Genomic DNA, 25,259 nt, shown 5'->3' with positions numbered 1-25,259 from the left:
CTCAGCTGGTCAGCCGGGCGAGTGCCTCGGGGGCCTCGTCCACCGTGTCGACCAGTGCGATACGGGATTCCATCGGCCGGCCCGCGGCGAGCGCCCGGAGCAGCGGCCAGGTGGGCAGTTCGTCCGTCCAGTGGGCGCTGCCGACCAGCACCATCGGCGTCGGTGCGCCGCGTGAGCCGTAGTAGTTCGGCGTCGTGTTGTCGAAGATCTCCTGCACGGTTCCGGCGGCGCCCGGCAGGAAGATCACGCCCGCGGTGGAGTGGGCGAGCAGCCCGTCCTCGCGCAGCGCGTTGGCGAAGTACTTGGCGATGTGGTCCGCGAACGGGTTCGGCGGCTCGTGACCGTAGAACCAGGTGGGGATCGAGACCGAGCCGCCGCCGGCCGGCCACCGCTGCCGCACGGTGAAGGCGGCCAGCGCCCATTCGGTGACCGACGGGGTGAACGAGGGCACGTCCGCCAGGAGTTCGCAGGCCTTGTCCAGCATCGGATCGGGATGCGGAGCCGCGTAGGCGCCGAGGTTCGCCGCCTCCATCGCGCCAGGGCCACCGCCGGTGGCCACCGTCAGTCCGCTGCGGGTCAGCGTTCTGCCCAGCCGGGCCGCGGCCGCGTACGCGGCGCTGCCGCGGGGAGTTGCGTGGCCGCCCATCACCCCGACCACCCGTGCCCCGGTGAGGAGTTCGTCCAGCGCGTCGGAGACCGCGTCGTCGTGGAGCGCGCGCAGCATCGAGGCGAAGGTGTCGCCGTTCGCCCGGGTCTGCTGGAACCAGCGGTACGCGCGGGCGTCGGGCGTCGCCTCGTAGCCTCCGTCCGCGAGTCCTGCGTACAGCGCGTCGGGGGAGTAGAGCAGGCCGCGGTACGGGTCGAAGGGCAGCCCCGGCACGGGCGGGAAGACGAACGCCCCCTCGGCGCGCACCTTCGCGGTCGCTTCTGCCGTCATCCGGCAGCCGAGGAAGACGGCGCCGGACGTGTCGGCGGCGAGCAGCGCGGCGCTGCGGTCCGTCAGATCGACGGACTGGATGCGGTGTCCGGCCAGTGTCCCTGCGGCGGCCGCGGCGTCGAACTCGGCGACCGACTCGATCTCGATGCCGGGTGCAGGAATGCTGTCATCCGGGTTGTCCACGCTGTCATGCTACGTACCGGCCGGAGCGTACAGCTCCCTTCGTACGGTCACATGCGCCCGAGCCGAGGCTCGCACGCGCGGGGCCGCAGGGCCTGGCGCGGGGGCGTACCGGAATCGTGGCAGTCAGTGGCTGCCTTCCGGCACCTCGGCTGACCGTCGACCGTCTCCACGGCCGGCCGACGGCCCTCAGCCGGTCAGCGGCAGCGCGGCCAGTTCGGCGATCGCCCAGGTGATCGGGGCGAACACGACCAGCAGGATGGCGACGCGCAGGGCGGTCGCGGCCCGCAGCGCCGAGGCCGGCGCACCGAGCCGCAGCAGCATCCGGACCATGTGGGCGCGGGCCTGCTTCGCCTCCAGGGCGGAGGTCAGCAGCGTCGCCGTCGTACAGCCCAGTACCAGTACGGCGCCGAGCGCGGTGAGTGGGCCGAAAGGGCGCGGTCCCGTCCCGTAGAGCGCGAAAGCCGCGATCACCGCGGAGAGCACCGCGCAGACCGCGCCCAGTGGGCGGCCGATCCGGCGCGCCTCGTCCATCAGCATCCTTCCGGCCAGCAGGCGTACGGCTCCAGGGCGCATCGCCTGCAGCAGCCGTCCGGCGAAGTGCGTCAGTCCGGGGCCTGCCATGGCCAGACCGATCGCGGTCAGCGACCATCCCGCCAGCACCCACGCCGGGGTGGTGTCGAGCTTTCCCGGCAGGGGGAACGCGCTGCCCGCGCCATCACGGCTCGAGTACACCTCGATCGCGAGGCCGACTGCCGTCAGCGCCACACCCCACGGCAGTCCGGTCGGCGCCGGTGCCGGAGCCGGCATCTGCTCGTCCGGCGCGATGTCCTGCTCGTCGTCGTCCGGTACCGCGGCCTGCACCGGACGGGTGCGCAGCGCCATCGCGCTTGCCGTCGCCGCGGTCACCGGTGCCAGCGCCAGCAGCATGAGGGCCGCGGCCACCGGCAACGGGGCTCCTGCGCCGAGCAGTCCGGCCGCCGCACCGTCGAACGGCAGCCCGGTCAGATCGCCGCGCAGATGCAGGAAGAGGAGCAGGGCCACCATCGACCCGAGGGTGCAGGACACGGCGGTGGAGACCGCGGCCAGCACGCTGAGCCGGAACGGCCCGAGACCGACGGCGGACAGTCCTGGACGCGGGCGCGTACTGGGATCCGTGCGGGCCACCGCGACCGCGAACTGCACGGTGGCGGCCAGCGGTACGAAGCACCACAGCAGCCGCAGCACCGCGGTGGTCGAGTATGCCGGATGCGTGGACGCGTACCCCAGGGTGCACAGCAGCAGGAAGCCGACCCCGGCGGAGGCGGCCGCGACCAGCAGCCGGCGCACCTGGACCAGCGGATGGGTGCCGCGGGCTAGACGGAGAGCGAGCACGCCGCGCGGCCTTCCGTATCGGACACGGAGGGCAGGGCGACGGTGGTGACACAGCGGCCGTCCAGCAGCGGGACCGTGCGGTCGGCGAGCGAGGCGACCTCGGCGTCATGGGTGGCGAGCACGACCGTGATGCCGTGCGAGCGGGCCGCGCTCGTGAGGGTTCGCAGCACATGGGAGCGGTCGGCGCGGTGGAGTGTCGCGGTCGGTTCGTCGGCGAAGATCACCGTGGGCGTGCCGGCCAGCGCGCGGGCCACGGCGATCCGCTGACGCTGCCCCTGGAGCAGTGTGTGCGGCCGCTTCTTGGCGCACATGCCGATGTCGAGCCGCTCCAGCCACTCCATGGCGGCCTTCTTCGCGGCCCGGTGCGAGGCGCCGCGCAGCAACAGAGGAAGCGCCGCGTTCTCCCAGGTGTTCAGCTCCGGTACGAGCTGGGGCTCGGGCGCGATCCAGCCGAACCGGTCCCGGCGCAGCCGCTCGCGCAGCCGCGGACCCATGGTGTGGACCGGGACACTGTTGAACCACACCTCGCCCTGCTGGGGCACCAGTTGCCCGGAGAGGCAGTGCAGCAGAGTCGTTTTGCCGCTGCCGCGCGGGCCGGTCACGGCGAGGATCTCACCGTCGCGGACCCCCAGGGAGACCCCGCCGAGCGCGGGTGAGCCGTTGTGGGAGTGGTGCAGGGAACGCGCCCAGATCACATCGTTGTCCGGCGGAGCCACCATGGCGTACACCTCGGTTCAGATCAGAGTTCCCGTCCCCTGTACGGGGGAACGAAGAGGGGGCCGATCGGTCACTGGGCACCGTAAGGATTCGAACCACGGCATCACGGCACCACGCGGCCCGGGTGCGCTCCTTCCCACTCGAATGGGCGCATCCGGGCCGCGTGGACCGTATGAAATGACTGCTGGAAGCAGGGACGGGTGATGATCCGGCCGTGGTCAATCGGTCAGTCGATCCGTGGTCGATCGGCCGATCGACTCACGAGCCGGATCACCGTTCGGATCAGAGCTTCGTCCAGGCCTCCGTCAGCACCGACCGCAGGATGGACTCGATCTCGTCGAACGTCGACTGGTCGGAGATCAGCGGCGGGGCGAGCTGGACGACCGGGTCGCCGCGGTCGTCGGCCCGGCAGTACAGACCGTTCTCGTACAGCGCCTTGGAGAGGAAGCCGTACAGGACGCGCTCGGTCTCCTCGTCGGTGAAGGTCTCCTTGGTGACCTTGTCCTTCACCAGCTCGATGCCGTAGAAGAAGCCGTTGCCGCGGACGTCGCCGACGATCGGCAGGTCGTGCAGCTTCTGCAGCGTCGTGAAGAACGCGTTCTCGTTGTCCAGTACGTGCTGGTTGAGACCCTCGCGCTCGAAGATGTCGAGGTTGGCGAGGCCGACCGCCGCGGAGACCGGGTGGCCACCGAAGGTGTAGCCGTGCAGGAAGGTGTTGCCGCCCTCGTAGAACGGCTCGGCGATGCGGTCCGAGACGATGCAGGCGCCGATCGGGGAGTAGCCCGACGTCATGCCCTTGGCGCAGGTGATCATGTCCGGCACATAGCCGAACTTGTCGCAGGCGAACATCGTGCCGAGGCGGCCGAAGGCGCAGATGACCTCGTCGGAGACGAGCAGCACGTCGTACTTGTCGCAGATCTCGCGTACGCGCTGGAAGTACCCGGGCGGCGGCGGGAAGCAGCCACCGGCGTTCTGTACGGGCTCCAGGAAGACCGCGGCGACCGTTTCCGCGCCCTCGAACAGGATCTCCTGCTCGATCTGGTCGGCGGCCCAGCGGCCGAAGGCCTCCGGGTCGTCGCCATGTATCGGGGCGCGGTAGATGTTGGTGTTCGGCACCTTGTGCGCGCCGGGAACCAGTGGCTCGAACGGGGCCTTCAGGGCCGGCAGACCGGTGATCGACAGGGCGCCCTGCGGGGTGCCGTGGTAGGCGACGGCGCGTGAGATTACCTTGTACTTGGTCGGCTTGCCCTTGAGCTTGAAGTACTGCTTGGCGAGCTTCCAGGCCGTCTCGACGGCCTCACCGCCACCGGTGGTGAAGAAGACCTTGTTGAGGTCACCCGGCGCGTAGTCGGCGAGGCGCTCGGCCAGCTCGACCGCCTTCGGGTGAGCGTAGGACCACACCGGGAAGAAGCCCAGCTCCTGGCCCTGCTTGTACGCCGCTTCGGCGAGCTCGTGACGGCCGTGACCGGCGTTGACCACGAACAGGCCGGACAGGCCGTCGAGGTAGCGCTTGCCCTGGTCGTCGTAGATGTAGGTGCCCTCGCCACGCACGATGGTGGGAACGGGCGCGTTCTCGTAGTCCGACATGCGGGTGAAGTGCATCCACAGGTGGTCGTACGCGGTTCGGCTGAGGTCCTTGCTCACGGCTATCGGGTTCCCCACATATAGGTCTGCTTCTTGAGCTTCAGGTAGACGAAACTCTCGGTGGAGCGCACGCCGGGGATGGCCCGGATGCGTTTGTTGATCGTTTCGAGCAGGTGGTCGTCGTCCTCGCAGACGATCTCCACCATCAGGTCGAAGGAGCCTGCGGTCATCACCACGTACTCGCACTCGGTCATGGCCGACAGCGCCTCCGCGACGGGATCGAGATCGCCTTCGACATTGATGCCGACCATCGCCTGCCGCCGGAACCCCACGGTGAGCGGATCCGTGACGGCGACGATCTGCATCACGCCCTGGTCGAGCAGCTTCTGAACGCGCTGCCGTACAGCCGCCTCGGAGAGGCCCACGGCCTTGCCGATCGCGGCGTACGGACGACGCCCGTCCTCCTGGAGCTGCTCGATGATTGCGAGGGACACGGCATCGACCGCTGGTGACGATCCGTTCCCGGTCCTGGAGTCTGCGCTGCGACTGGCCACGGATCCACTCTGCACCGCGACTCGTCTGTCTGGCAACCCTGGATCGATGAAATTCGTTGTTTGAAGGCCTTGATCTAACTGAATCCGAAGTTCGCGGCGGTTGGGTATGTCGAAAGCGTTACCCCAGCGACTAGGCTGGACATCTCACCCATTGGACGTGTCGACAGGAGGGGTGGTTGTGACCACCGAGGTGCGCCGTCTGCGCAACTACATCAACGGAGAGTTCCGGGACGCCGCGGACGGGCGGACCATCGACGTGGTCAACCCGGCGACGGAAGAGGTCTACGCGACCTCGCCGCTCTCCGGCCAGGCCGATGTCGATGCCGCCATGGTCGCCGCGGCCGCCGCCTTCCCCGCCTGGCGCGACGTCACGCCCGCCGAGCGCCAGAAGGCTCTGCTGAAGATCGCGGACGCCTTCGAGGAGCGCGCGGAGGACCTGATCGCCGCCGAGTCCGAGAACACCGGCAAGCCGCTCGAACTCACCCGCACCGAAGAGATCCCGCCGATGGTGGACCAGATCCGCTTCTTCGCGGGTGCCGCGCGGATGCTCGAAGGCCGCTCGGCCGGCGAGTACATGGAGGGCCTGACCTCCATCATCCGCCGCGAGCCGGTCGGCGTCTGCGCACAGGTCGCTCCGTGGAACTACCCGATGATGATGGCCGTCTGGAAGTTCGCCCCGGCGCTCGCGGCGGGCAACACCGTCGTCATCAAGCCGTCCGACACCACCCCGGCGTCGACCGTGCTGATCGCCGAGATCATCGGCCAGATCCTGCCCAAGGGCGTCTTCAACGTCATCTGCGGCGACCGGGACACCGGCCGCGCGATGGTCGAGCACCCGACCCCGGCGATGGCCTCCATCACCGGTTCGGTACGGGCCGGCATGCAGGTCGCCGAGTCCGCCGCCAAGGACGTCAAGCGCGTCCACCTGGAGCTCGGCGGCAAGGCGCCCGCCGTCGTCTTCGAGGACTCCGACATCGCCAAGGCCGTCGAGGGCATCTCCGTCGCGGGCTTCTTCAACGCCGGCCAGGACTGCACGGCCGCGACCCGCGTCCTCGTCCACGAGTCGATCCACGACGAGTTCGTCACCGCGCTCGCCAAGGCCGCCTCCGACACGAAGACGGGGCAGCCGGACGACGAGGACGTGCTGTACGGCCCGCTCAACAACGCCAACCAGCTGAAGCAGGTCAGCGGCTTCATCGAGCGGCTCCCCGCCCACGCCAAGGTCGAGGCGGGCGGCCACCGGGTCGGCGACAAGGGCTACTTCTACGCACCGACCGTCGTCTCCGGCCTGCGCCAGGACGACGAGATCATCCAGAACGAGGTCTTCGGCCCGGTCATCACCGTCCAGTCGTTCACCGACGAGACGCAGGCCGTGGAGTACGCGAACGGCGTCGAGTACGCCCTCGCCTCCTCGGTGTGGACCAAGGACCACTCCCGGGCGATGCGGATGTCCAAGTACCTCGACTTCGGCTGCGTGTGGATCAACACCCACATCCCGCTCGTCGCCGAGATGCCGCACGGCGGATTCAAGAAGTCCGGCTACGGCAAGGACCTCTCCGCGTACGGCTTCGAGGACTACACGCGCATCAAGCACGTCATGACGTCTCTCGACGACTGACCCTCCGTGCATGCGGTGGCGGCCTCGGGCTCCGGCCCGGGGCCGTTTCCGTGCCCGCTCCTGACGGGGCATCGACAGGGTGTGCGGGTGGAGCGCATGCCGCTGGACGAATGGTCCATTGTCCGCCGAACCCGCCGACCGGCATCCTGCGCAGGTGCGAGCGATCCCGAACCACCCCATGTCCCGCCGGTCCCTGCTGCGCGCCTTCGGGGCGGGCGCGGCCGGTGCCACGCTGGCCGGCTGCGGAGTGCCCGCCGCGTATGTGCAGCCCGGTGACCGCGCCGGACGCGACGTCTCCGCCACCGACCACACGCTGCGGTTCGCCAACTGGCCGCTGTACATCGACACCGACGACGAGGACGAGTCCAAGCGGCCCACCCTCGACACGTTCACCGAGCGCACCGGGATCTCCGTCAGGTACACCGAGGAGATCAACGACAACGACGAGTTCTTCGGGAAGATCAGCCCTGCGCTGATGAACCACCAGCAGACCGGCCGGGACCTGATCGTCATCAGCGACTGGATGGCCGCCCGGTTCGTACGGCTCGGCTGGGTGCAGGAGATGGACCGGACCGAGCAGCCCAACGTCGCCAGGTACCTGGACCCGCAGCTGCGTTCGCCCGCTTTCGACCAGGGCCGGACGCACAGCGTCCCCTGGCAGTCCGGGATCACCGGCATCGCGTACAACCGCAAGAAGCTCGGCCGCGAGATCAAGCACACGAGCGATCTCTGGGCAGCCGACCTGCGCGGCAAGGTGACGCTGCTCTCCGGGCTCGACGAGTCCTTCGCCCTGCTGATGCAGGGCAACGGCGTCGACATCACCCGCTGGACGCGGGACGACTTCTACACGACGTGCGACCAGGTGGAGAAGCTGGTGAAGGAGAAGCACATCCGCCGCTTCACCGGCAACGACTACATCAAGGATCTGTCCACCGGCGATGTGCTCGCCTGTCAGGCCTACTCGGGCGATGTCATCCAACTCCAGGCGGACAACCCGGAGATCGAGTTCGTGGTGCCCGAGGAGGGGGCCGAGCTCTGGGCGGAATCGCTCATGATCCCCAACCTCGCCCGTCACAAGCGCAATGCCGAGAAACTGATCGACTACTACTACGAGCCCGAGGTCGCCGCGGAACTCGCCACCTGGGTCAACTACGTCTGTCCCGTCCCGGCCGCCCGCGAGGTGCTGGCCTCCTCCAAGGACGAGGAGACCGCCGCGCTCGCCGAGGACCCGCTGATCTTCCCCGACGACGCGATGCGCCGACGGCTGGCGATCGCCCGAGACATCACGTCCGAGGAACGCATCGAGTTCGCGAAGAAATGGAACTCCATCGTCGGTCTCTGAGGGAGGTGCCGGGGCGGGGTAAAGGGCACGTAAACCCGGGCGTACGCTGCGGGCATGAGCGAGCGAAGAGCCCTGCTGAGGCGCATACGCGTGTGGTTGGTCGTCTTTATCGTCTGTCTGGTGCTGAGCGGGCTGACCGCTTTCCCGCTCGTCCACGAACTCCACTGGACCGAGGACCTGCTGAGGTCCTCGGCCTCGCCCGTGCCCGAGCACTTCCCGGCTCTGATGGAGTGGATCACCCGGGTCCGGGCCGGTCTGGACGAGGCCGACGCCAAGTACCCCTTCGTGCTGTACGGCACCGACTGGCTGGCCTTCGCGCATCTCGTCATCGCCGTCGCCTTCCACGGCCCGTACCGCGACCCGGTCCGCAACATCTGGGTCATCGAGTTCGGCATGATCGCCTGCGCCGGGATCATCCCGCTCGCGCTGATCTGCGGACCGGTCCGGGGGATCCCCTTCTGGTGGTCGATCATCGACATGTCGTTCGGTGTCATCGGGGTGCTCCCGCTGCTCGTCGTCCGCCGGATGATCAAGCGGCTGGAGGCGATGGAGCGGACGCCGGATCCGGTGGCCGGCCCGGCGGTGGCTCCAGCGGTCTGAGTCATCCGGCCGACGGGGCACCGAAGGCGGCCACCACGATGGTCAACGCCGTGGCGTACGGGAGCGGCCGGCCCGGCCCGTCGAGCGTGAACTTGTACCGGCCGCCGACAGCGAGCACAGCGATCAGCACGGCGACCGGGGCCCGCCGCCGCGCGGCCGGCGGCAGCACGGTCAAGGTGGTCGGTCCGTGTGCCGCCCACGTCGCCTCCGGCAGGTCCGGGCCGCGCGGGACGACGAACGGCATGGTCACCGCGGCTTGCACCAGCAGCGTGATGAGGAGGTCCACGGTCCGGGGCCGGCCCCGAGTGTCCTCGGGCCGATGCCACGTAGATGCATGGGACCGGCGCCGTCAGGGCTTCCGGGCCACTGCGCCGAACTGGGCGACCTCGGCCCCCACCGTCGCCGGGCCGGTGCGCCAGCGAGCGCACGACACGATGCCGGGCCCGACGAGCTCCAGACCCTCCAGGAACGAGGCGAACTCGGCGCGACTGCGGGCGGTGATCGGTGGTGTGGCGTTCTCGTTCCAGAACCGCATCGCCGCTTCGTTGCCCGCGCCGCCCAGCTCCAGCGTGGGGTGGGTGAGCACCAGATAGCTGCCGGACGGCATCGCATCCATCAGCTTCCGTACGATGCCCCGCGCCTCGTCCGTGTCGAGAACGAAGTTCAGGATGCCGAGCAGCATCACCGCGACCGGCTTCTTCAGGTCCAGGGTCGGTTCGGCCGCCTGGAGGATCCGTTCCGGGTGGCGGGCGTCCGCGTCGATGTAGGTGGTCGCACCCTCCGGCGAGCTGGTGAGCAGCGCGCGGGCGTGCGCGAGCACGATCGGGTCGTTGTCGACGTACACGATGCGGGCGTCCGGCGCGGTGTGCTGTGCGACCTCATGGGTGTTGTCCGCCGTCGGCAGGCCGGTGCCGATGTCCAGGAACTGGCCGATCCCCACGTCACCGGCCAGATGGCGGACCGCCCTCCCCAGGAACGCCCGGTCGGCGCGGGCCACTTCACCGATGCTCGGGTACATGCCGGTGACCTGATCGCCGACCGTGCGGTCGACGGGGTAGTTGTCCTTGCCGCCCAGCCAGTAGTTCCAGACCCGGGCGTTGTGCGCGATGTCGGAACGGACCTGGGGGAAAAGGGGGTTGCTCCGCGGATCGGTCGCATCAGTCACAACTGCTCCTCCGGCGCCGGGGCGACATCACGGTCGATGAGGCACCGTCCATCATGCCGGATCGATCAACGGGGCTCATCGACAGTCGAGTTGGCGAGCAGGCCGCGCAGGGCGTCGACCCGATTGGTGGTGATCGAGTCGACGCCGTGCGCGATCAGGCGGCGCATGGTGCGCCTGGTGTCGGCCGTCCAGGCCGAGACCAGCAGCCCGTCCCGGTGGACACGGTCCGTCAACTCCCGGCTCACCAGACCGAACCGGTAGTTCAGCCAGCGCGGCTTCACCGCGTCCAGCAGACCGGCACGGGGCGGGGCGAGCGTCGTCCAGGTCAGGGCGATCTCGGCGGACGGATCGGCTGCGCGCACCCGCAGCATGGCCTCGGGGCCCGCGCAGTAGTACGTGCGCTCCCCGGCCCCGCACCCACGGATCACACCGACGGTCCTGCGTACCGAGTCGTCGGTGGAGCCGGGCAGGTCGACCATGAGGCGGTGCGTCCTGGTGGCGAGCAGCGCGTCGCGCAGTGTGGGCACACCGCCGCCGGTCAGCTCGGTGACCTCCTGGTGCGTCAGCCGGTCGAGACGCACGTCGTGGCCCCACAGCCGTTCCAGCGTGGAGTCGTGCAGCAGGACGGGCACCCCGTCGCGGGTGACCCGGACATCGATCTCGACCGCGTCCGCCCCTCGCTCGATCGCGGAGCGGATCGACGGGAGGGTGTTCTCGCGGACACGGTACGGATCGCCGCGGTGAGCCACGGCGGTGACAGAGGTGGCCATGGGGCCATTGTCACCGCCCCCGGTCACCGGCCGGTGCCCTCCAGCCAGCTCGTCGTGTACGTGTCGATCTCGGCGGCCAGTGTCCGCTTGCCGGCCGGGTCGAGGTACGAGGCCTCCACCGCGTTCTTCGCGAGTGCGGCGAGACCCCGCTCGTCCAGGCCGAGGAGACGTGCCGCCACCCCGTACTCGTTGTTGAGGTCCGTGCCGAACATCGGCGGGTCGTCGCTGTTGATGGTGACCAGAACACCGGCGTCCACCATCTCCTTGACCGGGTGCCGGTCGAGGTCGGTGACGGCGCGGGTCGCGATGTTCGAGGTCGGGCAGACCTCCAGCGGAATCCGGTGCTCGGCGAGGTGGTCCAGGAGCCTCGGGTCCCGGGTGGCGCTGGTGCCGTGGCCGATGCGCTCGGCGCGCAGCTCGGTGAGGGCGTCCCAGATGGTCTGCGGGCCCGTGGTCTCTCCGGCGTGCGGCACGGAGTGCAGGCCCTCGGCGATGGCCCGGTCGAAGTAGGGCTTGAACTGCGGGCGGGGCACGCCGATCTCCGGGCCGCCGAGCCCGAACGCGACGAGCCCCTCGGGCCGCAGCCCGACCGCGAGCCGGGTGGTCTCCTCGGCGGCTTCCAGTCCGGCCTCGCCGGGGATGTCGAACGTCCAGCGCAGTACGACCCCGAGCTCGGCCTCGGCGGCCTTGCGGGCGTCCTCGATGGCTTCCATGAAGCCCTGCTCCGGGATCCCGCGCCGGGTCGAGCTGAACGGGGTGACGGTCAGCTCCGCGTACCGGATGTTCTGGCGGGCCATGTCACGGGCGACCTCGAAGGTCAGCAGCCGGACGTCCTCCGGGGTGCGGATCAGGTCCACGACGGAGAGATAGACGTCGATGAAGTGAGCGAAGTCGGTGAAGGAGAAGTAGTCGGCCAGCGCCTCGGGGTCTGTGGGGACCTTGGAGTCCGGGTGGTGGGCGGCCAGTTCGGCGACGATGCGGGGAGAGGCGGATCCGACATGGTGGACATGCAGTTCGGCCTTGGGCAGCCCCGCGATGAAGGGGTGCAGATCGGTCATCGGATCCTCCGGAACGTGAGGTTCGAGCGGTCCGGGCGCATTGCGGCCCGGGGCGGGACGAGGATCATCGTAGGCCGCGCCCGGGCCGCCGGGAGCGGGCCGTAGCATGACGGGACCACGATGGGGGAGGCCCATGTCAGACAACACAGAGCAGCCAGGGGGCGGGGCAGCGCCACGCGATCCCTGGGCTCCGCCGGACAGCAGAGTGCCGCTGGAGAAGCCGTCCGGTGATCCTCGTCCGCCTGCTGTGCACGATCAGCCGACGGTGACCTCGATGCCGGGTGTGGGGAACGGCCCCGCACCTGCCACCGGACCGGGATTCGGTCCGGGAGCTCCGGCCGGTCCGGCGCCGGCCGCCGGCCCCGGGGAGGTACCGCCGCCGCCGATCGCACCGAACGGACCGGGCCAGCAGGTCCCGCCGGCCGCGGGGCAGTACGGCTACCCGGCCGCGCCGGGTCCGCAGTACGGGAGCTACCCGGGGTATTCCGGCTACGGCCAGACGGCCTGGGGCAGCGCGCCTTCCAATGGCATGGGTACGGCAGCCATGGTGCTCGGCATCCTGGCCGTCTGCCTGTTCTGCATCTACGGAATACCCAGCCTGATCCTGGGCGCACTCGCCCTGATCTTCGGCATCCTGGGCCGTAAGCGGGTGCAGCGAGGCGAGGCGACCAACAGCGGTCAGGCGCTCGCCGGGATCATCATGGGGTCCATCGGCATCGTTTTCGGCCTGGCGATCATCAGCTTCTTGATCTGGCTGTTCGCCACCCACGCCGATGAGTTCGACGACAACACGTACAACAACGACGACCCGTTCTCCTCGTCCCTGGTCGTCGACGTCACGCGATAGACGATGCCTGGCGGCGGTACCGGAACCCTGCGGACCGGTGCCGTATCCCGCCTGATGGCCGGGCGGGCCGGGCTCCGGCCCGCCCGGCCATCGCGCATCCGGGCCGTCTCATGGTGTGCGCAGCTCCGCCCGCGCGTCCATCAGCGCGAACCCCAGCAGATTCAGCCCGCGCCAGCTCGCCGGGTCCTCGGCACGCGGATCGTCCGCCGCCAGCCCGATGCCCCAGATCCGGTCCACGGGGCTGGCTTCGACGAGCACCCGGTCGCCGGTGTTCACCAGGAACTCCCGCAGCTCGGCGTTCTGGCCGAACTTGTGGACGCTTCCCGCCACCACCAGGGCGAACCGCTCCCGATCCCACACCGTGCCGTCGAAGGCGCGGACCAGCCGGCCCTCCTTCTTCGCGGCTGCGGGGCTGCTCGCGGATATGGCGCGGCGCTCCGCCTCCTCGTCGCCGAAGAGCCGCGCCTTGCCGGCCATCATCCAGTGCTCGGCCGACGCGTACGTCACGCCGTCGACGGTGAATGGCGACGGCCACCACTGACTGAGGCAGCTCGCGCCGATCCGCCCGTCCGGGAGCGGGCGGTGTCCCCAGAACCGCAGGTACTTCACCTTCTCGCCACGACGGGTCCGCGCCACAAGATCATTCATGTGCTCCATGACATGCGAGTGTGGCATCCGCCACTGACACTCCGTACGGGGATTTCCGTACCGACGCGACACATGGTCGACAGATTCCGTTGCGTAACCAAAAGGCAACAACGGAATCACTTGTTGGGCTCAGTGTCCTCTGTCAGGATCGGCACTCAATTCGAGCAGAAGCTACGCCGCCCCGGTCGACGGGGACAGCGGCGGAGGAGAGCGTCATGGGCAACAGCTTCCAGATGCAGGACCGCTTCGCGGACGGCGCGCAGTACATCGGCGGAAGTCTGCGGTCCGGTACATCGGGACGCAGTCACGCGATTGTGAACCCGGCGACGGGCGAGACCGTCCACACGTACGAACTGGCGGGCACCGCCGATGTCGACGCGGCCGTCGCTGCCGCCCGGGAGGCCTTCCCCGGCTGGTCCGGCGCCACGCCGGCCGAGCGGTCCGAGGCGATGCACCGCTTCGCCGCCGTACTCGCCGAGCAGGCAGACGACTTCGCGTACGCCGAGTCGCTCCAGTGCGGCAAGCCGATCAAGCTCTCCACCGAGTTCGACGTGCCGGGCACCATCGACAACACCTCCTTCTTCGCGGGTGCCGCCCGCCATCTGGAGGGCAGGTCCGCGGGCGAGTACGACGGCGACCACACCTCGTACGTACGCCGTGAGGCGATCGGTGTCGTCGGCTCCATCGCCCCGTGGAACTACCCGCTCCAGATGGCCGCCTGGAAGATCCTCCCGGCGATCGCGGCAGGCAACACGATCGTGCTGAAGCCCGCCGAGATCACCCCGCTGACCTCGTTGATGTTCGCGCAGGCGGCCACCGGGGCCGGCATCCCGGACGGTGTGATCAACATCGTCACCGGGGCGGGCAAGGACGCGGGCGAGCACCTCGTCGGCCACCCGGACGTCGTGATGACCTCCTTCACCGGCTCCACCGCGGTGGGCAAGCGGGTCGCCGAGATCGCCACCGCCACCGTCAAGCGCCTCCACCTCGAACTCGGCGGCAAGGCCCCCTTCCTGGTCTTCGACGATGCCGACCTCGACGCCGCAGTCAACGGTGCGGTCGCCGGAGCGCTCATCAACACCGGCCAGGACTGCACCGCCGCCACCCGCGCCTACGTCCAGCGCCCGCTCTACGACGCCTTCGTCCAGGGGGTCGCCGAGCTGATGGAGACCGTACGGCTCGGCGACCCCTTCGACCCGTCGACCGACCTCGGCCCGCTGATCAGCCACGCCCAGCGAGACCGGGTCGCCGGATTCGTCGAGCGCGCCCGTGCGTATGCCACCGTCGTCACCGGTGGCGGGGCCCCCGGCGGCGTCCTCGAGGACGGCGCGTACTACCGGCCGACGCTGGTCGCGGGTGCCGCCCAGGACAGCGAGATCGTGCAGTCGGAGATCTTCGGTCCGGTCCTGGTCGTGCTGCCCTTCGACACCGACGACGAGGGCATCGCTCTTGCCAACGACACCCCGTACGGACTCGCCGCCTCCGCCTGGAGCCGGGACGTGTACCGGGCAGGCCGCGCCACCCGTGAGATCAAGGCGGGCTGCGTCTGGGTCAACGACCACATTCCGATCATCAGCGAGATGCCACACGGCGGATACAAGGCCAGCGGCTTCGGCAAGGACATGTCGGCGTACTCCTTCGAGGAGTACACACAGGTCAAGCATGTGATGTACGACAACACCGCGGTCGCCCGCAAGGACTGGCACCGCACGATCTTCGGGGACCGATAGCCCGGCCGACCACGGCCATTCCCACCCGAAAGGGCAACGCGCATGGAGCAGTACGAGCCCGAGCACCTCTCTGCAGCGCAGCTGGCCGCGATGCGGCGCAGTCTGACCAGTGGCAGGGGCGCCCTCACCCGGCGATCGCTCATCCGCGCCTCCGGCATGGGCGCGCTCGCGCTCGGCGGACTGGGGACGCTGAGCGCATGCGGCATCCCGCCCGCGAAGCGGGAAGGGGACGCCGCAGCGGCCTCGGACGACCATTCGGCCAAGGAGAAGCAGATCAACTTCTCCAACTGGACCGAATACATGGATGTCAGTGAGGACGAGAAGCACCGGCCCACCCTGGAGGCGTTCACGAAACGCACCGGGATCGAGGTCAAGTACACCGAGGACATCAACGACAACGTCGAATTCTTCGGCAAGATAAAGCCGCAGCTGGCCGCGGGCCAGGACACCGGCCGGGACCTCATCATCGTCACCGACTGGCTGGCCGCGCGGATCATCCGGCTCGGCTGGGCCCAGAAGCTCGACCCGGTGAACCTGCCGCACGCCTTCGCCAACCTCTCGTCCCAGTTCCGCACCCCCGACTGGGACCCGGGCCGCGCCCACTCGTACCCCTGGACGGGCATTCCGACCGTCATCGCCTACAACTCCAAGGCGACCGGCGGGCGCAAGGTCGACTCCATCACGCAGCTCCTCGACGACCCCTCCCTCAAGGGCAGGGTCGGGTTCCTCTCCGAGATGCGTGACTCCGTCGGCATGACCCTGCTCGACATGGGCAAGGACCCCGGGACGTTCACGGACGCCGACTTCGACGCGGCGATCGGCCGGATCCAGAAGGGCGTCGACAAGAAGCAGATCCGCCGCTTCACCGGCAACGACTACACCGCGGACCTCGACAAGGGTGACATCGCCGCCTGCGTCGCGTGGGCCGGCGACATCATCCAGCTCCAGTCCGGAAACCCGGACATCAAGTACGCGATCCCGGCCGCCGGTTACATCACGTCGAGCGACAACATGCTGGTCCCGGCCAAGGCCCGGCACAAGACCAACGCCGAGAAGCTGATCGACTACTACTACGAGCCGCCGGTCGCCGCCCAGCTCGCCGCGTACATCAACTACGTCTGTCCGGTCGACGGTGTCCGCGAGGAACTCACCAAGATCGACAAGGCGATGGCCGCCAACACACTCATCCTCCCCGACAAGGAGATGGCGGCGCGATCGCACGCCTTCCGCTCGCTGACAAGCAAGGAAGAGACGGCGTACGAGGAGAAGTTCGCCAAGCTCATCGGCGCCTGACCGCGGTGCCTTTTCCCTCTCGCCCGATCTCCCCCTGACACCACTGGGACTGCGACCCATGACACAGCAGCAGACAGAAGGCGGCGACGTCCGCCTCACCGGGATCAGCAAGACGTACGGTTCCTTCGCCGCCGTCCAGCCGCTCGACCTGACCGTCCCCCAGGGTTCCTTCTTCGCCCTGCTCGGAGCGTCCGGCTGCGGCAAGACCACCACCCTGCGGATGATCGCGGGGCTGGAGGAGGCCACCACCGGCACCATCTCGCTCGGCGGCCGGGACATCACCGACCTTCCCCCGTACAAGCGCCCCGTCAACACCGTCTTTCAGAGCTACGCGCTCTTCCCGCACCTGGACGTCACCGAGAACGTCGCCTTCGGCCTGCGCCGGCGCGGCATCAAGTCGGTGAAGAAGCAGGTCGACGACATGCTGGAGCTCGTTCAGCTCGGAGACTTCGCGAAGCGCAAGCCGCACCAGCTCTCCGGCGGTCAGCAGCAGCGCGTCGCCGTCGCCCGCGCCCTGATCAACCACCCGCAGGTGCTCCTGCTCGACGAGCCGCTCGGCGCCCTCGACCTCAAGCTGCGCCGCCAGATGCAGCTTGAGCTCAAGCGCATCCAGACGGAGGTCGGCATCACGTTCATCCATGTCACCCACGACCAGGAGGAGGCCATGACCATGGCCGACACCGTCGCGGTGATGAACGCGGGCCGCGTCGAGCAGCTCGGCGCCCCCGCCGACCTGTACGAGAACCCGAAGACGACCTTCGTCGCCAACTTCCTCGGCACCTCCAACCTCATCGAGGGCGAGATCACCGAGTCCGGCACGGACGTCGTCGTCGGCGCGGGCGGCAGCACACTGCGACTGCCCGCCGGGCGATGCTCGGCCCCCACCGCCCGCGGCGGGAGGATCCTGGTCGGCATCCGCCCGGAGAAGATCTCCCTCACATCCGCCGGCGAAGCGGACACCATAGCGGTCGGACGCAACCGGGTGACCGGCCGGATCGTCGACTCCAGCTTCATCGGCGTCTCCACGCAGTACGTGGTGGAGAGCCCGGCCGGCAAGGCACTTCAGGTGTACGAGCAGAACGTCGGGCACCGCGCGGGACTCACCCGCGGCGCCGAGGTCGTCCTGCACTGGAACCCGGAGCACACCTTCGGCCTCGACGCGGCCCAGGACATCGACGCCGGTGTGGAGACGGTGGAGGACGCGACGTGACCGTCACCGAAGCGCCGCCCGCGCCGTCCAAGGACCCCGCCGAACTCCCCGTACGCAAGGCCTCCACCCGAAAGCGGCTCGTCCCGTACTGGCTGCTGCTCCCCGGCATCCTCTGGCTGGTCGTCTTCTTCGCCCTGCCGATGGTCTACCAGGCATCGACCTCCGTACAGACCGGATCCCTGGAGAAGGGGTTCGAGGTCACCTGGCACGTCCAGACCTACTGGGACGCGCTGTCCGAGTACTACCCGCAGTTCATCCGGTCCCTGCTGTACGCGGGCACCGCGACGATTCTCTGCCTGCTGCTCGGCTACCCGCTCGCGTATCTCATCGCGTTCAAGGCGGGCCGCTGGCGCAATGTGGTGCTGGTGCTGGTCATCGCGCCCTTCTTCACCAGCTTCCTGATCCGTACCCTCGCCTGGAAGACGATCCTCGCGGACGGCGGCGCGGTCGTCGACGTACTGAACGCCCTGCACGTCCTGGATGTCACCAGCTGGCTCGGCTGGACCGAGAACAACCGGGTGCTGGCCACACCGATGGCCGTGGTCTGCGGTCTGACGTACAACTTCCTGCCGTTCATGATCCTGCCGCTCTACACCTCGCTGGAGCGGATCGACGGCAGGCTGCACGAGGCGGCCGGCGATCTTTACGCCACCCCCGCCACCACCTTCCGCAAGGTGACGTTCCCGCTCTCCATGCCGGGTGTCGTCTCGGGCACGCTGCTGACCTTCATCCCGGCCAGCGGTGACTACGTCAACGCCGAACTGCTGGGCTCCACCGACACCAAGATGGTCGGCAGCGTCATCCAGACCCAGTTCCTGCGCGTCCTCGACTACCCGATGGCGGCCGCGCTCTCCTTCATCCTCATGGCGGTCGTCCTGCTGATGGTGACCGTCTACATCCGCCGCTCCGGGACGGAGGACCTGGTCTGATGCCCGTACTGCGCTGGCTCCGCCGCCATCTCATCGTCATCGCGGGTCTGCTGACCCTCGCCTACATGATCCTTCCGAACATCGTCGTGATGGTGTTCTCCTTCAACAAACCGAACGGGCGCTTCAACTACGCCTGGCAGCGCTTCTCGCTGGACGCCTGGACGGACCCCTGCGGCGTCGCCGACATGTGCGGCTCGCTCTCGCTCTCCCTCCAGATCGCCACCTGGGCGACGATCGGCGCGACCGCGCTCGGCACGATGATCGCCTTCGCACTGGTCCGCTACCGCTTCCGGGCGCGCGGCGCGATCAACTCGCTGATCTTCCTGCCGATGGCGATGCCCGAGGTCGTCATGGCCGCCTCGCTGCTCACGCTCTTCCTCAACATGGGCGCCCAACTGGGTTTCTGGACGATCCTCATCGCACACATCATGTTCTGTCTGAGCTTCGTCGTGACGGCGGTCAAGGCACGCGTGATGTCGATGGACCCGCGACTGGAGGAGGCGGCCCGCGATCTGTACGCGGGACCCGTGCAGACCTTCATCCGGGTGACCCTGCCGATCGCCGCCCCCGGAATCGCCGCGGGAGCGCTGCTCGCCTTCGCGCTCTCCTTCGACGATTTCATCATCACCAATTTCAACGCGGGCTCGACCGTGACCTTCCCCATGTACGTCTGGGGTTCGGCGCAGCGCGGCACACCCGTGCAGATCAACGTCATCGGCACGGCGATGTTCGTCATTGCCGTTCTGGTGGTTCTCGCCGGCCAGCTCATCTCGAACCGGCGGAAAAACAGCGCACGACCCTGAAAGTCCTGAAGGAGTTGGAAACCATGGCCCCAGCTGCCATGCGTACTGCTGCACAATCACTCTCCGGCGCACGGCCGGTCTCGTTCTGGCTGGACGACCCCGGCAGGCCCGACGCGCTTCCCGCTCTCACCGGCGACGAGCACTGCGATCTGCTCGTCATCGGCGGCGGATACAGCGGACTGTGGACCGCGCTGATCGCCAAGGAACGCGATCCGGAACGGGACGTCGTACTGATCGAGGGGCACGAGGTGGGCTGGGCCGCCTCGGGCCGCAACGGCGGATTCTGCGCCGCCTCCCTCACCCATGGCCTCCCCAACGGCCTGGAACGCTGGCCGGACGAGATCAAGAAGCTGGAAGAGCTGGGCGAGCAGAACCTCGACGCCATCGAGGCGGCAGTCTCCCGCTACTCCATCGACTGCGCATTCGAGCGCACCGGCGAAATCGATGTCGCCACCGAACCGCATCAGCTGGAAGAGCTGCGGGAATGGCACCAGGAAGCCGAGAAACTCGGCTTCACCGGAGTGGAATTCCTCGACCGGGAGGAACTGCGCGCAGAAGTCGACTCACCGACCTTCCTCGGCGGACTCTGGGACCGGCGCGGAGTCGCCATGCTGCACCCCGCCAAGCTGGCCTGGGGCCTCAAGCGGGCCTGCCTCGATCTGGGGGTACGGGTGTACGAGCACACCCGGGGCCTCGAACTGGCCAGGACCACCACCGGGATGGCGGTCCGCACGCCGTACGGGAAGGTCCTCGCCCGCCGGGTCGCACTCGGCACGAACATCTTCCCGTCGCTGGTCAAGCGAGTGCGCCCGTACACCGTCCCGGTCTACGACTACGCGCTGATGACCGAGCCGCTCACCGCCGACCAGCTCGCCTCCATCGGCTGGAAGAACCGGCAGGGACTGGGCGACAGCGCCAATCAGTTCCACTACTTCCGGCTGTCCGAGGACAACCGGATCCTGTGGGGCGGCTATGACGCGATCTATCCGTACGGCGGCCGGCTGAGCGCTGACCTCGACCAGCGGCCGGAGACCTTCCTCAAGCTCGCCGGCCAGTTCTTCGAGTGCTTCCCGCAGCTGGCAGGGGTACGTTTCAGTCACGCCTGGGGCGGTGCGATCGACACCTGTTCCCGCTTCTCCGCCTTCTTCGGTACGGCCCACCAGGGGCGGGTCGCCTACGCCGCCGGATTCACCGGACTCGGCGTCGGAGCCACCCGGTTCGGCGCCGATGTGATGCTCGATCTGCTCTCCGGTGAACGGACCGGGCGGACCGGTCTGGAGATGGTGCGCACCAAGCCGATGCCGTTCCCGCCGGAGCCGTTCGCCTGGGCCGGGATCGAACTCACGAAGAGGTCCCTGGCCAGGGCGGACAGCCAGGGGGGCCGGCGCGATCTGTGGCTGCGCACGATGGACCGGCTGGGGCTCGGCTTCGACAGCTGAACCGGGTCCGGGAGGCAAGTCATGGTGTGACCCAATTCACTTCCGACTGGTGCCCCCGACCCGCGTAATGATCCGGACCGAACCCCCTCTCGCCGTGTGGACGCACTGTCGGTGCGCATGGAGAGGGAGGCCGGCCATGACTGGCTCGGAGGTAAGGGCGGCAGTCGATTGGCTCGCCTCGGTGGCACCGGATCCGGCTGCGTGCCGGTGGGAATGGGAGCGCAATCCCCGGGGGATTGCGCTCCTTCCCGCAGGCAGGCGCTGGGACGTGCTGATTCTTCCGCGGGAGTTCGGCTATCCGACGTTCGATGTGCTCACCCGTCTCGTCGACAGGCCGGGGCCGGTCCTCTCCGACTTCGGCGACGCCCGCATGGGCTTTTTCGTGCCGCCGGGTACGGTCGCCCGCTGGATCGGGACGGGGGTACGAGGAGTGGGACTCGGGACCTGGATCCTCGTGCCGTACCCGGGGCGGGCGTCCGGCGGGGTGCGCTGGCTGATACCGCCCGACGGGTCGGGGACGCTGACCGACGCGACTCTGCTGGAGCTGGCGATGCACGAGGCCGCGACGGCGACGGCCCGGGGTGGCGGCCTGGGCGGCAGCAGGGAAGGGGATGGGAGTGGCTGGTGTGGTGCTGGGGGCTGAAAGGGCGCCGGGGAGCGGGGTGGTGGGGGTGACCGCCCGGCGTGGCGGGCCCGGGATGGCGCCAGAGGTCTTGACAACCTGATTGGTCTGGACCATGTTGTGGCGCCACACTCAATTCCCCCCTGCACGGAGGCCGTTGTGGAACGCACGGGACCCCCCGCCCGATTTTCCGGACTTCTGGCCGCCCTCTCGGCGGCTCTGCTCGTCGCCGGTGGCCTGGCGGCCTCGGCGCCGTCCGCCGCGGCGGCCGACACCGATCTGGCGCGCAACGGCGGATTCGAGGCCGGTCTGGACGGCTGGAGCTGTACGGGCGGCAGCGGAGCCGTCGTCAGCACACCCACCCACGGCGGAACTTCCGCACTCAAGGCGACGCCGGCCGGCAGTGACAACGCCGAGTGCTCCCAGACCGTCACGGTCAAGCCGGACTCCACGTACACACTGAGCGCCTGGGTGCAGGGCAGCTATGTCTACCTCGGCGCGTCCGGAACCGGCACCACCGATGTGTCGACCTGGACGCAGTCCTCTCCCGGCTGGACGCAGCTCACCACCACGTTCAAGACCGGTGCCGCCACGACGTCCGTGAAGATCTACACCCACGGGTGGTACGGCACCCCCACCTACTACGCCGACGACCTCACCCTCGTCGGCCCCGGCGGCGACCCCGTCGCGATCCCCGCGACCCCCGCCGGGCTGAGGGCCGGCACGACCACCTCCTCCTCCGTCGCCCTCTCCTGGAGCGGCTCCACGGGAGCCGCCGGCTACAACGTCTACCAGGGCGGTACGAAGGTCCTCTCCGTCACCGGGACGTCCGCCACCGTGACGGGCCTGGCCGCCTCGACCGCGTACAGCTTCCAGATCACCGCGACCAACTCCGCCGGTGAGTCGGTCAAGTCCGCAGCCGTCACCGCCACCACCACGGCGGGCGGCGGAGGCGGCGGCGGCTCGGGCCTCCCCACCCACGCGCTGGTCGGCTATCTGCACTCCAGCTTCGCCAACGGCTCCGGCTACACGCGGATGGCGGACGTCCCCGACTCCTGGGACGTCATCGACCTGGCCTTCGGTGAGCCGACCTCCGTCACCTCGGGCGACATCCGGTTCTCGCTCTGCCCGGTCACCGAGTGCCCGAACGTCGAGTCCGTGGCCGAATTCAAGGCGGCCATCAAGGCCAAGCAGGCCGCGGGCAAGAAGGTGCTGATCTCCATCGGCGGCCAGAACGGTCAGGTGCAGCTCTCCACCACCGCCGCCCGTGACACCTTCGTCTCCTCCGTCAGCAAGATCATCGACGATTACGGTCTGGACGGTCTCGACATCGACTTCGAGGGCCACTCGCTCTCGCTGAACACCGGCGACACCGACTTCCGCAACCCGACCACCCCGGTCATCGTCAACCTGATCTCCGCGGTGAAGACCCTCAAGGCCAAGTACGGCGACAAGTTCGTGCTGACCATGGCCCCCGAGACGTTCTTCGTGCAGCTCGGCTACCAGTACTACGGCTCGGGACCCTGGGGCGGCCAGGACCCGCGCGCCGGCGCCTACCTCCCGGTCATCCACGCCCTGCGTGACGACCTCACCCTGCTGCACGTCCAGGACTACAACTCGGGTTCCATCATGGGTCTGGACAACCAGTACCACTCCATGGGCGGCGCAGACTTCCACATCGCCATGACCGACATGCTGCTCACCGGCTTCCCGGTGGCCGGTGACACCACCAAGGTCTTCCCCGCGCTCCGCCCCGACCAGGTCTCCGTCGGACTTCCCGCCTCCACCCAGGCGGGCAACGGATACACCTCACCCGGCGAGGTCAACAAGGCGCTGAACTGCCTGACGAAGAAGACCGACTGCGGTTCGTACGCGACGCACGGGACCTGGCCCGGACTGCGCGGACTGATGACCTGGTCGATCAACTGGGACCGCTTCAACAACGGGGAGTTCTCGAAGAACTTCGACGCCTACTTCGGCGGCTGACGTCGCCGTGACCGACCGCTCGACCAGCTGAGCGTCACGAGCAACAGCCCGCTCAGGCACCAGCCGGCGAGCACATCCAGCGGCCAGTGATAGCCGCGCAGCACCAGACCGATGCCCGTCGCCACTGTCAGCAGGACAGCGGCGACGGGCATCATCCATGACCGCTTCGTGTACGGCGCGATCAGCAGCGCCGCCGCCCCGTACGCCACCGCGGCCGTCGTCGCATGGCCGGAGGGGTAGTAGCCGGTGGCGTCGGTCAGCGGTCCCGGGCGCGCGATCCAGTCCTTCAGCGGGACGACCAGCAGAGGCACCGCCGCCATGGTGAGCGCCGCGTACAACGGCTCCCAGCGCGCGCCGCGCACCAGTGCCCAGACGATCGCGCAGCCCAGCACCGGGAGCGCGACCTGCATATTGCCGAGATCGGCGAGGAGTTCGGTGAGCCGGGCGAGGCCGTGTCCGACGAGGGCCCGGCTGATCTGCTCGTCCGGTCCGAGCAGGGGGCCGTCGGCAGCGACCTGCCAGGTGACGAGTGCGAAGACCGCGAGCAGCGACGGCACCAGAGAAATGCGAAGAACCGACCACCCAGGAACAGGAGGGGTAGTACCTTGCTTGGGGGTCCTCCTGTGGGGGTGCCGCTGAATCGGGGAGGGCGTCATATGAACAGCCTGCCAGCAGCCGCACTGACCGCCCGGGAGTATCTGCGGGTGTCCGCCGAGGGGGAGCGCTCCATCCCGGAGCAGCGCCAGGACGACAAGCGGGCCGCCGACCGAGAAGGCTTCGCGCTCGGCACGCCGTACCAGGACCAGGGGAGCGCCTCCCGTTACGCCACCAAGGGGCGTGACGGCTACGACCGGCTGATGGGCGAGCTGACGAGCGGCCAGTTCGGCGCCGAGGTGCTTATGTTGTGGGAGTCATCGCGTGGTTCTCGCCGGGTGGGCGAGTGGGTCACCCTGATCGAGCTGTGTGAAGATCGCGGCGTACGGATCTATGTCACGACCCACAGCCGGTTGTACGACCCGGGCAACCCGCGTGATCGCCGCTCTCTGCTGGAAGACGCCGTAGACAGCGAGTACGAGTCCGCCAAGATCAGTGGCCGCACGCTCCGTGGACTCAATGCCAATGCCCGCGACGGCAAGCCACACGGCATTTGCCCCTTCGGGTTCAAGCGTGATTACGTGACGCTCAAGGGCAAGCTCGTGCCGGTCCGTCAGTACGCCCACCCAGACGAGGCGCCGCTGGTTGTCGAGCTGTTCACCCGCACACGGGCCGGTCACAGTTTCCGGGCCATCGCACGGGACTGGGCGGCGAAGGGGATCACCGGCCGCCGGGGCAAGACGATTTCACCAGAGACCATGCGTGACCTGGCCCTGAACGTTGCCTACATCGGGCTGCGCTCCACCAAGGGCACGACAGTCGAGGCGTCGTGGGAACGGCTGGTCAGCGACGAGCTGTTCTACGAGGTGCAAGCGATGCTGGCCGAACCGTCCCGGTTCACGGGCAATTCGGGCGCACCACGGCACGAGTTCACCGGAGCCGTCGTCTGCGACGTGTGCTCCGGCCCCATCACCGTCTCGTACAAGCGCGATACAGCCGCCTACGTCTGCAAGGGCAAGGGCTGTGTGCGTGTGGACAAGGCGGGCGTGGACGAGATCCTGACCCGCGTGGTTGTAGCCCACCTAAACCGGCCGGATGCTTACGAAGATTCCTCTGACGACGGCAATGACTCTCAGGCCGCAGCCTTACGGGATCAGCTGGCCATGAGCTTGTTCCGCTTTGACGGACACCATTGGTGTGGTGGTCAGGCTGCGAGTGCGGTCTCGTACTCGGCGGGGCTGAGGTAGCCGAGGCTGCTG

24 protein-coding genes are annotated in these 25,259 nt (G+C 68.7%); 13 read left to right on the top strand and 11 right to left on the bottom strand.

The window, feature by feature from the left end; translation table 11 throughout:
* Position 1: 1 nt before the first annotated feature.
* The 5 genes from ACIA8E_RS00120 to ACIA8E_RS00100 all read right to left on the bottom strand — a co-directional run bounded on the left by ACIA8E_RS00120 (position 2) and on the right by ACIA8E_RS00100 (position 5,346).
* A complete protein-coding gene (locus tag ACIA8E_RS00120) occupies positions 2-1,120 on the bottom strand; it encodes an LOG family protein (protein ID WP_399292668.1) in 1,119 nt (372 codons plus the stop codon).
* A 186-nt stretch (positions 1,121-1,306) separates the two neighbouring features.
* Positions 1,307-2,491 carry a hypothetical protein gene (locus ACIA8E_RS00115; protein ID WP_399292666.1) on the bottom strand — a complete coding sequence of 395 codons (1,185 nt, stop codon included), beginning with the start codon at positions 2,489-2,491 and terminating at the stop codon, positions 1,307-1,309.
* Entirely contained in the window at positions 2,473-3,210 is a 738-nt protein-coding gene (locus ACIA8E_RS00110) for an ABC transporter ATP-binding protein (RefSeq protein ID WP_399292664.1), read from the bottom strand. The genes ACIA8E_RS00115 and ACIA8E_RS00110 overlap by 19 nt, the downstream gene beginning before the upstream one ends.
* A 280-nt stretch (positions 3,211-3,490) precedes the next feature.
* Positions 3,491-4,870, bottom strand: coding sequence for an aspartate aminotransferase family protein (locus ACIA8E_RS00105; protein ID WP_037853716.1), 1,380 nt, complete (start codon positions 4,868-4,870; stop codon positions 3,491-3,493).
* A complete protein-coding gene (locus ACIA8E_RS00100) occupies positions 4,855-5,346 on the bottom strand; it encodes an Lrp/AsnC family transcriptional regulator (RefSeq protein ID WP_326739069.1) in 492 nt (163 codons plus the stop codon). Before ACIA8E_RS00100 ends, ACIA8E_RS00105 begins: the two co-directional genes overlap by 16 nt.
* A 178-nt stretch (positions 5,347-5,524) precedes the next feature.
* On the opposite strand from ACIA8E_RS00100, the gene ACIA8E_RS00095 reads away from it, so the two are divergent.
* The 3 genes from ACIA8E_RS00095 to ACIA8E_RS00085 all read left to right on the top strand — a co-directional run bounded on the left by ACIA8E_RS00095 (position 5,525) and on the right by ACIA8E_RS00085 (position 8,906).
* Complete coding sequence (locus ACIA8E_RS00095; RefSeq protein ID WP_399292661.1) at positions 5,525-6,964, top strand: gamma-aminobutyraldehyde dehydrogenase; 1,440 nt, start codon at positions 5,525-5,527, stop codon at positions 6,962-6,964.
* Between the two features lie 178 nt (positions 6,965-7,142).
* Positions 7,143-8,306 (top strand): spermidine/putrescine ABC transporter substrate-binding protein, encoded by a 1,164-nt coding sequence (locus ACIA8E_RS00090; RefSeq protein WP_399293747.1) that lies wholly within the window; start codon positions 7,143-7,145, stop codon positions 8,304-8,306.
* A gap of 54 nt (positions 8,307-8,360) precedes the next feature.
* The gene (locus ACIA8E_RS00085; RefSeq protein ID WP_399292660.1) at positions 8,361-8,906 is read left to right on the top strand and encodes a hypothetical protein; all 546 of its coding nucleotides are present in this window, start codon (positions 8,361-8,363) and stop codon (positions 8,904-8,906) included.
* A gap of 1 nt (position 8,907) precedes the next feature.
* On the opposite strand, the gene ACIA8E_RS00080 is transcribed toward ACIA8E_RS00085, so the two are convergent.
* The 4 genes from ACIA8E_RS00080 to ACIA8E_RS00065 all read right to left on the bottom strand — a co-directional run bounded on the left by ACIA8E_RS00080 (position 8,908) and on the right by ACIA8E_RS00065 (position 11,899).
* A complete protein-coding gene (locus ACIA8E_RS00080; RefSeq protein ID WP_399292658.1) occupies positions 8,908-9,192 on the bottom strand; it encodes a hypothetical protein in 285 nt (94 codons plus the stop codon).
* A 63-nt stretch (positions 9,193-9,255) separates the two neighbouring features.
* Entirely contained in the window at positions 9,256-10,071 is an 816-nt protein-coding gene (locus tag ACIA8E_RS00075) for an SAM-dependent methyltransferase (RefSeq protein ID WP_399292656.1), read from the bottom strand.
* 65 nt (positions 10,072-10,136) lie between these two features.
* A complete protein-coding gene (locus ACIA8E_RS00070; protein WP_399292654.1) occupies positions 10,137-10,841 on the bottom strand; it encodes a glycerophosphodiester phosphodiesterase in 705 nt (234 codons plus the stop codon).
* A gap of 23 nt (positions 10,842-10,864) precedes the next feature.
* A complete protein-coding gene (locus tag ACIA8E_RS00065) occupies positions 10,865-11,899 on the bottom strand; it encodes an adenosine deaminase (RefSeq protein WP_399292652.1) in 1,035 nt (344 codons plus the stop codon).
* Between the two features lie 133 nt (positions 11,900-12,032).
* Between ACIA8E_RS00065 and ACIA8E_RS00060 the strand changes: the two genes are divergently transcribed.
* Positions 12,033-12,746 (top strand): DUF4190 domain-containing protein, encoded by a 714-nt coding sequence (locus ACIA8E_RS00060; RefSeq protein WP_399292650.1) that lies wholly within the window; start codon positions 12,033-12,035, stop codon positions 12,744-12,746.
* Between the two features lie 108 nt (positions 12,747-12,854).
* Here the strand turns inward: ACIA8E_RS00060 and ACIA8E_RS00055 are convergent, their stop codons facing one another.
* Positions 12,855-13,394 carry an NADAR family protein gene (locus ACIA8E_RS00055; protein ID WP_399293744.1) on the bottom strand — a complete coding sequence of 180 codons (540 nt, stop codon included), beginning with the start codon at positions 13,392-13,394 and terminating at the stop codon, positions 12,855-12,857.
* A gap of 215 nt (positions 13,395-13,609) precedes the next feature.
* Here ACIA8E_RS00055 and ACIA8E_RS00050 point away from each other — a divergent pair, with 215 nt between their 5' ends.
* The 8 genes from ACIA8E_RS00050 to ACIA8E_RS00015 all read left to right on the top strand — a co-directional run bounded on the left by ACIA8E_RS00050 (position 13,610) and on the right by ACIA8E_RS00015 (position 23,406).
* A complete protein-coding gene (locus ACIA8E_RS00050; protein ID WP_399292648.1) occupies positions 13,610-15,124 on the top strand; it encodes a gamma-aminobutyraldehyde dehydrogenase in 1,515 nt (504 codons plus the stop codon).
* A gap of 42 nt (positions 15,125-15,166) precedes the next feature.
* Entirely contained in the window at positions 15,167-16,417 is a 1,251-nt protein-coding gene (locus ACIA8E_RS00045; protein WP_399292646.1) for a spermidine/putrescine ABC transporter substrate-binding protein, read from the top strand.
* 58 nt (positions 16,418-16,475) lie between these two features.
* The gene (locus ACIA8E_RS00040; RefSeq protein ID WP_399292644.1) at positions 16,476-17,627 is read left to right on the top strand and encodes an ABC transporter ATP-binding protein; all 1,152 of its coding nucleotides are present in this window, start codon (positions 16,476-16,478) and stop codon (positions 17,625-17,627) included.
* Positions 17,624-18,556, top strand: a complete 933-nt coding sequence (locus ACIA8E_RS00035; RefSeq protein WP_030928288.1) for an ABC transporter permease — start codon at positions 17,624-17,626, stop codon at positions 18,554-18,556. The genes ACIA8E_RS00040 and ACIA8E_RS00035 overlap by 4 nt, the downstream gene beginning before the upstream one ends.
* Positions 18,556-19,359, top strand: a complete 804-nt coding sequence (locus tag ACIA8E_RS00030) for an ABC transporter permease (protein WP_399292642.1) — start codon at positions 18,556-18,558, stop codon at positions 19,357-19,359. Before ACIA8E_RS00035 ends, ACIA8E_RS00030 begins: the two co-directional genes overlap by 1 nt.
* 23 nt (positions 19,360-19,382) lie before the next feature.
* Positions 19,383-20,798 (top strand): NAD(P)/FAD-dependent oxidoreductase, encoded by a 1,416-nt coding sequence (locus ACIA8E_RS00025; protein WP_399292640.1) that lies wholly within the window; start codon positions 19,383-19,385, stop codon positions 20,796-20,798.
* A gap of 136 nt (positions 20,799-20,934) precedes the next feature.
* Positions 20,935-21,441, top strand: a complete 507-nt coding sequence (locus tag ACIA8E_RS00020; protein WP_399292638.1) for a hypothetical protein — start codon at positions 20,935-20,937, stop codon at positions 21,439-21,441.
* 138 nt (positions 21,442-21,579) lie between these two features.
* Complete coding sequence (locus ACIA8E_RS00015) at positions 21,580-23,406, top strand: chitinase (protein ID WP_399292636.1); 1,827 nt, start codon at positions 21,580-21,582, stop codon at positions 23,404-23,406.
* Here the strand turns inward: ACIA8E_RS00015 and ACIA8E_RS00010 are convergent.
* Positions 23,391-23,963 carry a phosphatase PAP2 family protein gene (locus tag ACIA8E_RS00010; protein ID WP_399292634.1) on the bottom strand — a complete coding sequence of 191 codons (573 nt, stop codon included), beginning with the start codon at positions 23,961-23,963 and terminating at the stop codon, positions 23,391-23,393. The two genes, ACIA8E_RS00015 and ACIA8E_RS00010, sit on opposite strands and share 16 nt — an antisense overlap.
* A gap of 99 nt (positions 23,964-24,062) precedes the next feature.
* Between ACIA8E_RS00010 and ACIA8E_RS00005 the strand changes: the two genes are divergently transcribed.
* On the top strand, positions 24,063-25,247 hold the full coding sequence (locus ACIA8E_RS00005; RefSeq protein WP_399292632.1) for a recombinase family protein: 1,185 nt from the start codon (positions 24,063-24,065) through the stop codon (positions 25,245-25,247).
* The last annotated feature ends 12 nt before the right edge of the window (positions 25,248-25,259 follow it).

Source organism: Streptomyces sp. NPDC051664 (genome assembly GCF_044453545.1).
In the GTDB taxonomy this organism is placed as follows: Bacteria; Actinomycetota; Actinomycetes; order Streptomycetales; family Streptomycetaceae; genus Streptomyces.
Note: the sequence above shows the minus strand (reverse complement) of the source record. Positions and strands in the feature narration are given on the sequence as shown.